Source organism: Actinomyces sp. oral taxon 849 str. F0330 (assembly GCF_000239715.1).
GTDB classification, from domain to species: domain Bacteria; phylum Actinomycetota; class Actinomycetes; order Actinomycetales; family Actinomycetaceae; genus Actinomyces; species Actinomyces johnsonii.
Window position 1 is genome coordinate 290,853 of sequence record NZ_JH470351.1, and the last position, 12,954, is coordinate 303,806.

A 12,954-nucleotide genomic window follows, 5' to 3' on the forward strand; every position below is an offset into this window, starting at 1 on the left:
GAGCCTCCGGGGAAGCAGCTCAGGCGACGATTCCCAAGATACCGCGCAGGTCCTCCTTGATGGCCTCCAGACGTTCAGCCGCCGCCTCGCGCACCTCAGTCGCCGGAGAATCGCCCACTGGCAGGATCACCTCGCAGTAGCACTTGAGCTTGGGCTCGGTCCCGGAGGGGCGCACGACCACACGGTCATCGGAGGCCGTCACCCACACCAGGCCGTTCGTGGGGGGCAGCGTGCCGCCGTTACCGTCGGAGACGCCGTCGAGCAGATCCACCGTCGTGGAGACCGGGGAGCCGGCGAGCTTGGCCGGAGCCCCGCCCGAGCGCAGGCGCTCCATGGTCGCGGTAATGATGCCGAGGTCCTCGACCCTCATGCTCAACGGGCTCGTGGCGTGCAAGCCGTGCTCACGGGCCAGCCGGTCGAGCAGATCCTGCAGCGTCCGCCCCTGCTGCTTGAGCACGGAGGTCAGCACCGCCAGCCTCACCGAGGCCGAGATACCGTCCTTGTCCCGCACCGCAGCGGGATCCACGCAGTACCCCAGTGCCTCCTCATAGCCGAAGACCAGACCCGGTTCCCGGCTGATCCACTTGAAGCCCGTCAAGGTGCGACGGAACCCCAGCCCGTGGGACTGGGCGATCCGACGCAGCAGCCGGGAGGAGACCACCGAGCAGGCCAGAACCCCGTTGCCGGCGAAAGCCGCCAGCTCGGCCGCCTGCTCGCCCAGAAGCGCACCGACCTCATCACCGGTCAGCTGACGCCAGCCGCCGGGGGCATCCGCGTCCGGGATTGCGGCGGAACAGCGGTCGGCATCGGGGTCGTTGGCGATCACCAGGTCCGCCTCGACCTCTCTCGCCTTATCCAGTGCCAGGTCCAGGGCCCCGGGCTCCTCCGGGTTGGGGAAGGCGACTGTCGGGAAGTCCGGGTCGGGCTCGAACTGCTCAGCCACCTCGACGACGTCGGTGAAACCGACCCGGGCAAGCACCTCACGGCAGATGGCCCCGCCCACGCCGTGCATCGCCGTCAGCACGATCCTCACAGGGGCCGGGGACTTCATCCGCGCTGCCTGAGCGGCCCGCTCGATGTACTCCTCGCGGATAGCCGGGTCGATCGTCTCCCAGCCCGACTGTGGGCGCGGCACCGAGGCGACCGGTCCGACGGCGTCGATCGCCGCGGCGATCTGTGTGTCATAGGGGGGAACGATCTGGGCTCCCTGGCCCGAGTCGGTCACGGCCCGTCCACCCAGGTAGACCTTGTATCCGTTGTCCTGAGGTGGGTTGTGCGAGGCGGTCACCATAACGCCGGCGTCGGCCTCCAGACGCCGCAGCGCGAAGGCGAGCACCGGGGTGGGGCAATGCGACTCGAAGAGAATGGCCCTCCCGCCCGCGCCCGTGACCACCGCCGCTGTGTCGCGCGCGAACTGCTCGGAGTTATGACGGGCGTCGTAGCCGATGACGACGCTGAAACCCTCACCAAGACGGTCCTTGAGATAAGCCGAAAGGCCCGCAGCGGCCCGAATGACGACGACCCGATTCATCCGGTTGGGACCACCGCCCAGGCGACCGCGCAAACCGGCGGTACCGAAGGTGAGCGTGTTGCTGAAGGCGTCGCTGATGGCTGCGCGCGCTTCCTCGGCCTGCTTGCCATGAGAACTGGCGGCAGTCGCCAGAAGCTCAGTGAGCTCGGCGCGAGTAACGGGATCCGGATCGTCCTGGATCCAGGCGTTCACGGCAGCGTCGTCGTACACGTCTACAGGGGCTCGGGTCATATCGGCGACGGTACCGCGACAAAAGTACTGGAAGCGCTCACAATGACTCTCCTCACGGGTGTTCCCAAACACAAGGAGAATCCAGTCACGACTGCGTCAGATCTCGCGTGAAATAAGTTGTTCTGAATTAAAAAAAGGATACGATTCGATACTATTCTGAGAGTGTGGGGTGTCTGATGATTTTGGGAAGCAAGAGGTTAATGTGAAAGGAGAGTGAAAGAGGACGAGCACTGCCCGGCCGAGCAGGTTGACGAGGTCACCTCCATCCTGCACGACTGGCTGGCCTGAATCGGCGGTCGCTCACCCGCATTCGCTGTCCGCCACTTTATGGAGCGGCAGAAGCGTCGCCGCCCCGGCCGGATTGAGGAATCATGACCACATGAGTACACGCGAGTCCTACCGCAAGGGGTCAGTGGTGCTGCGTGGCACCCAGATCCCCACCCAGACCACCGACGCACGCCTGCTGAGCAGCGCCGCCGACGCCGACTGGCTGCACTCCGACCCGTGGCGGGTCATGCGGATCCAGGCCGAGTTCATCGAGGGCTTCGGCGCCCTAGCGGAGCTGGGACCGGCTGTCAGCGTTTTCGGCTCGGCCCGCACCAAGTCCGAGGATCCCGCCTACCGGGCGGCGGTGGAGGTCGGGGCCGGGCTGGCTCGAGCCGGTTACGCCGTCATCACCGGCGGTGGCCCGGGCATGATGGAGGCCGCCAACCGAGGGTGTCACGAGGCGGGCGGCACCTCAGTGGGGCTCGGTATCGAGCTGCCCCACGAGCAGGGCATGAACGACTACGTCGACCTCGGGGTCAATTTCCGTTACTTCTTCGCCCGCAAGACCATGTTCGTCAAGTACTCCGACGGCTTCGTCGTCATGCCCGGCGGCATGGGGACCCTCGACGAGCTCTTCGAGGCCCTCACCCTGGTCCAGACCCAGAAGATCTCCTCCTTCCCCATTGCCCTGGTGGACAGCGGCTACTGGGGCGGTCTGCTGGAGTGGGTGCGCACCACCATGATCGACCGGGGCACGATCTCCTCGACCGACCCCGACCTGCTCCACGTCGTCGACGGGGCCGAGGAAGCCGTGGACTACGTGGTGGGCGCCGCTCGCAGACTGCGCAACGGGCAGGGCGGGGCGTGAGTCGTGTCATGGCAGGCGCATCCTCGAACGTCGCACCTTGAATGTCGTAGAATATGACAGGTCGCGCGGCGATGTACCCGCGCAGCACTGACGAAAGGTGAGCACATGGCTGCCATGAAGCCCCGGACCGGAGACGGCCCTCTCGAAGTCGTCAAGGAAGGCCGCGCCATCATCATGCGGGTTCCGCTTGAAGGCGGCGGCCGACTGGTCCTCGAGATCACGGCCGACGAGGTCAAGGAGCTTGGAGAGGCCCTGGCCAACGCCAAGATCTGATCGAACCGGGCGGTCTGGGCGCAGACCGGTCCCGCTCGGTCCTCGGCGTCGAGGAACCGGAGGCCGGGCCATCCAGCCTACGGAGGGAGGGACGGATCCGATACGGGTCCAACCCTCCCTCCTCTCTGTCTCATCCTTCCCGGCGGCGCGACAGGTGCGCTATCAGGTCTGGCGCACCGAGACGAGCAGTCCGTCTCCGACGGGCAGCAGCGTCGTCAGCAGTGCCCTGGAGGCGCGCAGCGCCTTGCCGAGTTCGCGAGCGGCCACCGTGGTGACGTCGCGGCGGGCGGGATCGGCCACGTGGTCGTTCCACAGGGCCCGGGTGACCGCCAGGACCCCGCCTCGGCGCAGCATCCGCAGCGCGTTGGAGGCCAGCAGAATCGCCTCTTCCGGTGCGACGTCGAGCACCACCATGTCGTAGGAGCGAGCCGCCATCCGGGGCATGACGTCGGAGGCCCGCCCCTGGATGATGCGGGTGCGCGAGGAGGGATAGCCTGCGCCGTCGAAGGCGCGGCGTGCCTCGCGCTGGAGCTCGGGCTCGACATCGATCGTGGTGAGGACCCCGTCCGAGCCCATGCCGCCCAGCAGCCACAGACCCGAGACGCCGGTGCCGGTGCCCACCTCGGCCACGGACTTGGCGCCCACCGAGGCGGCCAACATCTGCAGCGCCGCACCGGTTCCAGAGGAGACCGGGGTGATGCCGAGCTCGAGCCCGCGCATGCGGGCCTGCGCGGTGGCCTCGTCCTCCGCGGTGAAGTCCTCCGTGTAGGACCAGCTCAGCGTCTTGTCCGCACTCACTGTGAGCCTTTCTTCTGCTGCGGGGCGCCAGGCGCTGCCCCTCGAGCCTCATTGTTCCAGGTGTTCGGCCAGATAGGGGGAAGGGAGCGAGCCCGGGTGAGTCCGCCGGTAGGCGAACCGATGCGGAACCTGTCTGGGAAGAGTCCCTATACTGAGCGGCGTGTTCGGCATCTCTGGTTCTGAGTTCCTCGTCATCATCCTGGTGGCGGTGGTCGTCGTGGGGCCGCAGCGCTTGCCCGAGTACACCCGTAAGCTCACCCAGATGGTGCGTCAGCTCAGGGTGTTCCTGGATAACGCGCGCAGCCAGATCGCCGAGGAGGTCGGCCCCGAGATGGCCGACCTGGACCTGTCCAGCCTCGATCCGCGCCAGTACGACCCCCGCAAAATCGTGCGTGACGCCCTGGGGGAGGATATCGACGCCATTCGCGAAGACCTCACTCACCCCTTCCGGTCCGTCGGCTCGGCCGCCAAGGAGATCTCCGACGACGCTGCCAAGGCCGTCAACGACGTCGTCAGGAAGGACCGGGCCAACTCGCTGAGCAAGCAGATCGAGGCCAAGCGGGCCGAGCAGCTGGCCGACAAGAATGCCACGAACAGCGCAGCCGACGACGCTGAGAAGAGCGTCGAGACGGATACCGTGCGGGCGGAGACAAGCGGGGACAACGCCCCTGCCGAGTCTCAGAACGTGGCGGAGGGCGCTCGGGCCGACGACGCGATCGAGGCGGTGGAGAACGCCGAGACCTCTGGGACCCCCGAGTCCGCCGCCCCACCGCAGGGCGTACTCCAGGAGGCGGACAGCGCTGAGACCGAGGCCGAGTCGGAACCGATCGAGCAGACCGAGCAGCCGGAATCCGATGAGCAGCCCGTCGAGTCCGTCCCTGTGGAGGTCCCGGCCAGCCTGGTCGAAGCGGGCCCCCGTTCCTCTGACGAGCACTCGAAAGATGCCTCCGGCGCATCCGGCGATCATGCCAAGCGGGTGCGCCCTCTGTCTCCGCGCGACATCGTGCGCGCCGCCAACGCCGCCGCCCGCACCCGCGCCGAGGCCGCGCGCGTCGCCGTCGACTTCTGACCTCACCGAGCCGGGCCGATTTCGCGTAGCCGGACAGAAAAACCGTCGGGCTACGCGAAACGTGTCGGTCTCGATGAGACTCGGTGAGAACTGGGACCTGGGCGAGGCCGGCTCAGGCCGGAGTGACCCCCAAGCTCTTGCCGGCCAGGCCTCGGGCGCGGTGGGTCAGGCGCTGGGCGACGGCGGACAGCTCCAGGGCGGCGGGAGCGTCGGCGGCGGGATTGCCGTTGTCGGCCACAGCGGCCGGACGACCGGTGTCGGAACCCTCCCGCAGACGGATGTCCAACGGCAGCTGGGCCAGGAGCGGGACCTCGTAGCCGAGGGTCTCACTCAGGGAGGCGCTGACGATCGCGCCCCCTCCGGAGCCGAAGATCTCCACGCGCGAGCCGTCGGCCTGGGGCATGTAGGACATGTTCTCGATGACGCCCACCACCTTCTGGTGCGTCTGGGCGGCGATGAGGCCCGTTCGCTCGGCCACCTCGGCGGCGGCCGTCTGTGGGGTGGTGACCACGAGGATCTCGGCGCCCGGCAGCAGCTGGGCCACCGAGATGGTCACGTCCCCGGTCCCGGGCGGCAGGTCTAGCAGAAGGACATCCAGATCTCCCCAGAAAACGTCGGAGAGGAACTGCTGGACGGCGCGGTGCAGCATGGGGCCGCGCCAGACGACCGGCTGCTTGTCCTCGACGAACATGCCGATCGAGATGACCTTCACCCCGTGGGCCACGGGCGGCACGATCATGCCGTCCAGCTGGGTGGGAGCCCGGTCCACGCCCAGCATGCGAGGGATGGAGAAGCCGTAGATGTCGGCGTCGACGACCCCCACGCTCAGGCCCTGGGCGGCCATGGCGGCGGCCAAGTTCGCGGTCACCGAGGACTTGCCGACCCCGCCCTTGCCGGAGGTGACGGCGTAGACTCGGGTGAGGTTGCCCGGCTGGGTGAAGGGCACCACCGGCTCGGCCGCGCCCCCGCGCAGGCGACGGCGCAGCTCGGCCTTCTGCTCGTCGTTCATGACGCCCAGGCTCACCCGCACATCTGTGACGCCCTCGATGGAGCCGACTTCGCGCTGGGTGTCGGCGGTGATGGTGTCCTTCAGGGGGCACCCGGCCACGGTCAGGAGCACCTCGACGCTGACCACGCCGTCCTCGGCGATGTCGACGGAGGAGACCATTCCCAGGTCGGTGATGGGGCGGCGCAGCTCGGGGTCGATCACCCGGTTCAGCGCCTCCATGACGGCGTCATGAGTCGGTAGTGGCATGGCCCCATCCTAGGGGCGGTGCTCGGCGCCTCGACAGGTGGCGCGTCCCACGTGAGAAGGGGCGGCCGTCCTCAATGGGAGGGGTGGTGACCGGGATGGCTGTCGGTCTCGTCGTCGACCCCCTCTTGGAACTCCGCGATCTCGGTGATCTCCTCACGGGTGAGGCGCTCCTCGGCGAGGATCTCGCCGAGCATGTCGCGAAGTTCGCTGCGCACGAAGTCGCGGGTGGCGACGTCGTTCATGGCCAGGCGCAGGGCGGCGATCTCCCGGGTGAGAAACTCGGTGTCCTCCAGGTTGCGCTGAGCGCGCTGGCGGTCCTGCTCGGCGGTGACGCGGTCGCGGTCGTCCTGCCGGTTCTGGGCCAGCATGATGAGGGGGGCCGAGTAGGAGGCCTGGGTGGAGAAGGCCAGGTTGAGCAGGATGAACGGGTAGGGATCCCATGCCTGCTGCACCTTGGCCAGGACGAGGTTCGCCACGATCCAGGCGATGACGAAGATCGACATGTAGAGCACGAACTGGGGCGAGCCCATGAAGCGGGCGGTCGCCTCGGCGAAGCGGCCGAATCCGTCGGAGCGGGAGGCCCGGGCGGGGTGGGTCCTGCGCAACCACCGCAGGCGGCTGTCGGGCAGCGGCTGGTCGAGCTGGTCAGGCATTAGCTCCCCTCTCGATCGTCTCATCGGTGACGGCCTCATCGGCCACGCGCCAGTCATCGGGCATGAGGTGGTCCAGGACGTCGTCGACGCTGACGGCGCCCAGCAGGCGCCCGGCGTCGTCGAGGACCGGCAGGGCCGTCAGGTTGTAGGTGGCCAGCAGGCGCGTGACGGTACCGATGGAGTCCTCGGCTCGCACGGAGTCGACGTCGGTGTCCACGATCGATCCGACCAGTCGCTGGGGGCGCTCGCGCAGGGTCCGCTGGAAGTGGACCACGCCCAGGAACTTGCCGGTGGGCGACTCCAGGGGAGGTCGGCACACGAAGCCGATGGCGGCCAGGGCCGGGGGGATCTCGACCTTGCGGGACTGGGCCAGGAAGGTCGCCACCGTCGCCTCGGGGGGCAGAATGATCGGCTCGGTGGTCATGAGGCCACCAGCGGTGTAGTCGTCGTAGGCCATGAGGCGACGCACGTCCTCGGCCTCCTCGGGCTCCATGAGGCCCAGGAGCTCGGTGGCCTTGAGCTGGGGGAGGTCGGCGACCAGGTCGGCGGCGTCGTCGGGCTGCATGGCGTCCAGGACGTCGGCGGCGCGCCCGGCCTCCAGGCGGGACAGGAGAGCGACGGCGTCCTCATTGCCGAGCTCCTCGAGGACGTCGGCCAGGCGCTCGTCGGTGAGCTCGGCGGCCACACGCATCTGGCTGTCCTGAGGCAGGTCTCGCATGACGTCGGCCAGATCGGCGGCCTTGAGGTCCTCCAGGGTGGCCAGTAGCGCGGTGGCGCCTTGCTGGTCCGCGCTGGCGGCCAGACCCGTGACCTCCTCGGGACGCACCGTGAAGGTCTCTCCGCGGCGCAGGCCCAGTGGCCCGGTGGAGGCCCGCTGGACGAATAGGCGGGTTACCTTCCAGTCCATGCCGCGGTCGCGCTCGATGGCCACGTCCCGTACGGTGACGGTCCCAGAGCCGTCGCGCATCGTGACCACCCGGTCCAGCAGCTCGCCGACGACGAGGGTCTCCACGTGCCGCTGGGTGAAGCGGCGGATGTTCATCAGGCCCGTGGTGATGACGGCGCCGGGCTCGATCGCGGTGATTCGGGATAGCGGCAGGAAGACACGGCGCCGGCTGGAGACCTCGATGACGAAGCCGACCGCCCGCGGCTCTCCGCGCATCTGCAGCAGGACGACGACGTCATGAACCTTGCCCACCGCGTCGCCCAGGGGGTCGAAGACGGAGGTACCGATGAGGCGGGCCACAAATACCCTGCTGGTCGTGCGCGTCCTGGTGTTCTCCACAAGCCAAGCCTATGCGTCTGGGGCGTGAATGCCCGTCGATGGGTCTGTGCCGCGTGCCCGCGCATGCGACGATAGCCCCTATGAGTGCCAATCCGAGCCCGCTGTCCTCCCTGACCTCACCCGGTGGTGGTGTCATGCCCAAGGGGGAGGAGGTGGCCTCCTTCGCGACCTACCCCGAGGCGCAGAGGGCAGTCGATGCCCTGTCGGATCAGGGCTTCCCGGTCCAGCACCTGGCGATCATCGGCACCGACCTGCGTCAGGTGGAGCGTATCACCGGGCGCATGAGCTGGGGGCGTGCGGCGATGTCGGGCGCGATGAGCGGCCTGTGGATCGGGGTGTTCTTCGGCCTCATCATGTCGGTCGCCGGCAGCAGCGGTCCTCGGCTCAGCTTCTGGGCCTGCGTCCTGCTGGGGGTGTTGTGGGGCATCGTCTTCCAGCTCTTTAGCTATGCCTTGACGCGCGGGCGCCGAGACTTCACCTCGATCAGTCAGGTCGTGGCCTCCCGCTACTCGATCATCGCGGCCCGCGAAGTCCACGAGGCGACTCAGGCCCTGGCCGACGTCCCGGGCAATCTCTCGCGCGGGGGAGAGGCACTGCGCCGGACCCAGGAGCGTCGTCGGGCTCGGGAGGAGTCCCCCGGTCCGACGGCCTTCGGCTCCCGCCCTGATGAGCAGCCCCGCTTCGGGGTGCGTCTGCCGCAGGCCGGCAGCGCCCCCGACATGACTCCCGGCGCGGTCTCGGGACCTGAGCCCGGCACGCCCGCTGTCCCCGAGGACTACGACCCGTTCCGGCGGCCTTCGCGCCGGCAGGATGAGGGGGACCGGGGCGACTCGAGGAGGTCGCAGGGTGGTGGCGGCGCCAACTCCAGTGATGAGGACTGAGAGGGACAAGGGATTTCAGCGATGAGTATTCCGGTGGGACTGTCGACCGCCTGCGTGGTTCCCGGCAGCGTTCCCGACACCTTCGCGATGGCTCAGGAACTGGGCTACGACGGCGTCGAGGTCATGGTCTGGAGTGAGAAGGCATCCCAGGACGCCACCCGTCTGGCGGCCCTGGCGGAGAAGCACGACCAGCCCGTGCTGGCGATCCACGCTCCCACGCTGCTGGTGACCCGCGGGGTCTTCGGGGTGGATCCGTGGGACAAGGTGGACCGCTCCATCGAGCTGGCCCACTATCTCGAGGCGCCCACCGTGGTGCTTCACCCGCCCTTCTTCTGGCAGACCCGCTACGCGCGCTCCTTCATCGCCGGGGTCGCGCAGCGGGAGTCCACCACGGGCATCCATCTGGCGGTGGAGAACATGTTCACCTGGAGGCCCCGCCACGCCCACTCCACGCGCGACTTCCAGGCCTACTCGCCCACCTGGGACCCGGTGGGGCAGGGCTACAAGTCGGTGACGCTGGACATCTCCCATGCGGCCACCTCCGGCTCCGACGCCTTGGCCATGGCCCGCTCCCTCGGCCCCACGCTGCGTCATCTCCACCTGACCGACGGCGTGCCGGGCCCCTTGGACGACCACCTGCTGCCCGGGCAGGGCAACCAGGACTGCGCCGGGGTCCTCAGGCACCTGATGGCCACCGGCTTCGAGGCCGGCGGGGGACAGGTGGTCGTCGAAGTGACCACCAGGTCCATGACGGCCGCCCAGCGCCTCGAGGGGCTGGCCAGCGCGCTCGCCTTCGCCCGGGAGCACCTGGAGGGCGGAGAGCCCGCGCACATCCCCGAGCCGACCCGCAAGCGTTACCGTCGCGGCTGAGCTCTGCGCCAGCTGCGCCAACTGCGCGTTAACAGGGCCAACTGGAACTGGCTACCTGCGCTAACAGTGGGCGGCCTCGTGCTCCAGATGCGAGACGGGCTCGAGCTGGAGGGTCGCGTGCTGGATCCTGACCGGGAAGTGCTCGGCCATACAGCTCTGGAGCCGGTCGAGGATCTCCTCGGTATGACCGTCGCGCAGGCACTCGTCGCGGACGACGACGTGGGCGGTCAGTACCGGCATTCCCGAGGCGACCGTCCAGGCGTGCAGGTCGTGGACCTCCTCGACGTGGTCGACCTCGAGCATATGGGTGCGCACCTGTGCCAGGTCCAGCTCCTTGGGCGTGAAGTCCATGAGGACGGCCAGAGCCGAGCGCAGCAGCGTCACGGCCCGGGGCAGGATGAGGGCTGCGATGATGAGGGAGACCACGGCGTCGGCCCGAGTCCAGCCGGTGCGGGCGACGATTGCCGCGGCGATGATGACTCCCACTGATCCCAGGGCGTCGTTGAGGACTTCCAGGAAGGCGGCCCTCATATTGAGGTTCTCGCCGTGTCCGTCGCCGCCGCGCCCGCCGGAGAGGACCACCAGTGCGATGATGTTGGCGACCAGGCCGATGACGCCCATGACGAGCATCCCGGAGGCCTCGACCTGCGGTGCCACCAGCAGGTTGTGAATCGCCTTGAAGGCCACGAAGACGCCGACGACGGCAAGCATGCCCGCCTGGAGCGCGGCCCCGATGACCTCGGCCCGGCGCATGCCCCAGGTGGAGCGGTCCGTCGCCGGCCGCGTGGACAGGTGCGCGGCGACCAGGGCCATGACCAGGCCGACGACGTCGGTGAGCATGTGCCCGGCGTCGGCCAGGAGGGCCAGTGAGCCGGTCAGCAGCGCCGTGATGATCTCAGCCACCAGGACGGTGACCGACAGGCACAGGGCGATCAGGAGCCGGCCGCGCGAGGCCCCCGCGCCGTGGTTGTGGGAGTGCCCGTGGGCGTGCTCAGTGGCGGCGGGGGAGTGGTCGTGGTCCTCGTGACTGCCCGGAGTGCTCACAGTGGTTCCTGGTCCTGGCCCGAAGGGGCTGCGGAGATGATGGCGGCCAGGGACTCGGCTGCGGCCAGCACCTTCTCGATGTCCTCGGGGTGCTCGATCCGGCTGACATTGGCCCGCCCGTGGGAGTGGCTGGAGATGAGACCCGCGCTGCGCAGGATTGCCAGGTGCTGGGAGACGGTCGACTGGGCCAGGCCCAGGTGCTCGGTCAGCTCCACCACCCGGTGCTCGCCGCCGTGGAGGTGGCGCAGGATCGCCAGGCGGGTGGCGTCCCCCAGGACGTCGAGCAGGGAGGCCACGGTGGAGGCCTTGTGCACTGCGCCGTGGTCCTGGGATCGGTCCTCGGGAAGCAACCCATGTTTCATCGTCATGTAACGATGGTATCCGCGTTAGGCGATGATGTGCAAGATGCTCTGCCGCCGATGCTCCGTACGTTGCGGACCGGGCCGATCGCCCCGGTGACGATGGGCCCGGTCCGTTCTCGTCCCGTGGTAGAGGGAAGTGATAGAAGGGGTGGAAGAAAGCTGTCAGGCGATGAGCCCGCTCACCCAGGCCTCGACCTCATCCACGGTGCGGGGAATATCCTGGGTGAGACGTTCCACGCCGACGTCCTCGCGTACGACGACGTCGTCCTCGATGCGCACACCGATGCCGCGCATCTCGGCGGGCACCAGCAGGTCATCGTCGCGGAAGTACAGACCCGGTTCGATGGTGAAGCACATGCCTGGCTCGAGTTCGGCGTCCATATACATCTCGCGGCGCGCCTGGGCGCAGTCGTGGACGTCCAGGCCCAGGTGATGGCTGGTCCCGTGGACCATCCAGCGCCGGTGATACTGGCCCTCGGGCGCCAGCGAGTCGGCGGCGCTCACCCCCTCGGGCAGCATCCCCCACTCCTCCAGGCGGGCGGCGATCACCTCCATGGCGGCGGCGTGGACATCCTTGAAACGGCAGCCCGGAGTGCCCGCACGGGCGAAGGCGGCGTCGGCTGCGTCGAGGACCGCCTGGTAGATCTTGCGCTGGGTCTCGGTGAAGCGGCCGTCGACCGGGATCGTGCGGGTGACGTCGGCGGTGTAGAGGGAGTCGACTTCGACCCCGGCGTCCACCAGGACCAGCTGGCCGGGCTCGACTGCGCCGTCGTTGTTGATCCAGTGCAGGGTGTTGGCGTGGTTGCCGGCTGCGGCGATCGTGTCGTAGCCCAGGCCGTTGCCCTCTTCGCGGGCCTTGGCCCCGAAGGCCCCCTCCAGGACCCGTTCGCCCCGCCAGTGGCCGCGGGCCCTCGGGATGGAGCGGATGAGGTCGTCGAAGCCGGCCTTGGTGGCGGCCACGGCGGCGCGCAGCTGGTCGATCTCCCAGGGGTCCTTGACCAGGCGTAGCTCGCTGGCGGCTTCGGCCAGCCCGGCGTCGACCTCGGCAGCGACCTGGCCGGTCTCCAGCCCGGCCTTCTGACGGGTGGTGGTTACCAGATCGGTGATGGCCTCATCGGCCTCGGCGACGACGCGCAGCTGGACCGCGCCGGGACCGGCGTCCTTGGCCAGGGCATCGGGCAGGGAGTCGATGTGGGCGCAGCGCACACCGGTGGCCGCCTCGACCTCCTCCAGGGAGGGGCGCACCCCCACCCACAGCTCGCCGTAGCGGGGATCGCCGTAGAACTCCCGGCTGGAACGCGAGGCCCGGGGACGGAAGTAGAGGACCGCCTCGTGAGTCGGGGCGGCATGGGCCGGATCATCCGGGGCGCCTGGCGTCTGCGCAGTGTTCGTGTTCCGGCCGGGCGAGGTCAGGGGCTCCAGGACGAGGACAGCGTCGGGCTCGAAGTCCGCACCGGTCCCTGCCAGGTGGGCGAAGGCACTGTGAGGCCGGAAGCGGTAGTCGCAGTCGTTGTTGCGCACTTTGAGCGCTCCCGCGGGCAGTACCAGGCGCTCGCCGGGGAAGTGC

Annotated in this window: 13 protein-coding genes; 5 read left to right on the plus strand and 8 right to left on the minus strand. The window is 68.8% G+C overall.

Translation table 11 applies throughout. The features are described from left to right. Window positions 1–19: 19 nt before the first annotated feature. Complete coding sequence (locus HMPREF0975_RS07170) at window positions 20–1,762, minus strand: phospho-sugar mutase (protein ID WP_049939570.1); 1,743 nt, start codon at window positions 1,760–1,762, stop codon at window positions 20–22. A 379-nt stretch (window positions 1,763–2,141) separates the two neighbouring features. On the opposite strand from HMPREF0975_RS07170, the gene HMPREF0975_RS07175 reads away from it, so the two are divergent. Continuing rightward, on the plus strand, window positions 2,142–2,897 hold the full coding sequence (locus tag HMPREF0975_RS07175; RefSeq protein WP_009233477.1) for a TIGR00730 family Rossman fold protein: 756 nt from the start codon (window positions 2,142–2,144) through the stop codon (window positions 2,895–2,897). A gap of 105 nt (window positions 2,898–3,002) precedes the next feature. Beyond that, complete coding sequence (locus HMPREF0975_RS14820) at window positions 3,003–3,170, plus strand: DUF3117 domain-containing protein (protein WP_003782053.1); 168 nt, start codon at window positions 3,003–3,005, stop codon at window positions 3,168–3,170. Window positions 3,171–3,332: 162 nt separating this feature from the next. Here the strand turns inward: HMPREF0975_RS14820 and HMPREF0975_RS07180 are convergent, their stop codons facing one another. Continuing rightward, window positions 3,333–3,968, minus strand: a complete 636-nt coding sequence (locus tag HMPREF0975_RS07180) for an O-methyltransferase (protein WP_009233478.1) — start codon at window positions 3,966–3,968, stop codon at window positions 3,333–3,335. A 160-nt stretch (window positions 3,969–4,128) separates the two neighbouring features. On the opposite strand from HMPREF0975_RS07180, the gene HMPREF0975_RS07185 reads away from it, so the two are divergent. Beyond that, a complete protein-coding gene (locus tag HMPREF0975_RS07185; RefSeq protein ID WP_009233479.1) occupies window positions 4,129–5,037 on the plus strand; it encodes a twin-arginine translocase TatA/TatE family subunit in 909 nt (302 codons plus the stop codon). Window positions 5,038–5,149: 112 nt separating this feature from the next. Here the strand turns inward: HMPREF0975_RS07185 and HMPREF0975_RS07190 are convergent, their stop codons facing one another. The 3 genes from HMPREF0975_RS07190 to HMPREF0975_RS07200 form a co-directional block, all read right to left on the minus strand. Continuing rightward, on the minus strand, window positions 5,150–6,292 hold the full coding sequence (locus tag HMPREF0975_RS07190; RefSeq protein ID WP_009233480.1) for an Mrp/NBP35 family ATP-binding protein: 1,143 nt from the start codon (window positions 6,290–6,292) through the stop codon (window positions 5,150–5,152). Between the two features lie 71 nt (window positions 6,293–6,363). Further along, window positions 6,364–6,945, minus strand: coding sequence for a DUF1003 domain-containing protein (locus HMPREF0975_RS07195; RefSeq protein ID WP_009233481.1), 582 nt, complete (start codon window positions 6,943–6,945; stop codon window positions 6,364–6,366). After that, on the minus strand, window positions 6,938–8,230 hold the full coding sequence (locus tag HMPREF0975_RS07200; RefSeq protein WP_009233482.1) for a magnesium transporter MgtE N-terminal domain-containing protein: 1,293 nt from the start codon (window positions 8,228–8,230) through the stop codon (window positions 6,938–6,940). The genes HMPREF0975_RS07195 and HMPREF0975_RS07200 overlap by 8 nt, the downstream gene beginning before the upstream one ends. An 80-nt stretch (window positions 8,231–8,310) precedes the next feature. Here HMPREF0975_RS07200 and HMPREF0975_RS07205 point away from each other — a divergent pair, with 80 nt between their 5' ends. After that, on the plus strand, window positions 8,311–9,111 hold the full coding sequence (locus HMPREF0975_RS07205; RefSeq protein ID WP_009233483.1) for a general stress protein: 801 nt from the start codon (window positions 8,311–8,313) through the stop codon (window positions 9,109–9,111). Between the two features lie 21 nt (window positions 9,112–9,132). After that, window positions 9,133–9,981 carry a sugar phosphate isomerase/epimerase family protein gene (locus tag HMPREF0975_RS07210; RefSeq protein WP_009233484.1) on the plus strand — a complete coding sequence of 283 codons (849 nt, stop codon included), beginning with the start codon at window positions 9,133–9,135 and terminating at the stop codon, window positions 9,979–9,981. 60 nt (window positions 9,982–10,041) lie between these two features. On the opposite strand, the gene HMPREF0975_RS07215 is transcribed toward HMPREF0975_RS07210, so the two are convergent. The 3 genes from HMPREF0975_RS07215 to HMPREF0975_RS07225 all read right to left on the minus strand — a co-directional run. Continuing rightward, window positions 10,042–11,025, minus strand: coding sequence for a cation diffusion facilitator family transporter (locus HMPREF0975_RS07215; RefSeq protein ID WP_009233485.1), 984 nt, complete (start codon window positions 11,023–11,025; stop codon window positions 10,042–10,044). Further along, entirely contained in the window at window positions 11,022–11,393 is a 372-nt protein-coding gene (locus HMPREF0975_RS07220) for an ArsR/SmtB family transcription factor (protein WP_021607037.1), read from the minus strand. Before HMPREF0975_RS07220 ends, HMPREF0975_RS07215 begins: the two co-directional genes overlap by 4 nt. Before the next feature lie 156 nt (window positions 11,394–11,549). After that, window positions 11,550–12,954: aminopeptidase P family protein (locus tag HMPREF0975_RS07225; protein ID WP_009233487.1), on the minus strand; the 1,405-nt coding region annotated here is incomplete at its 5' end.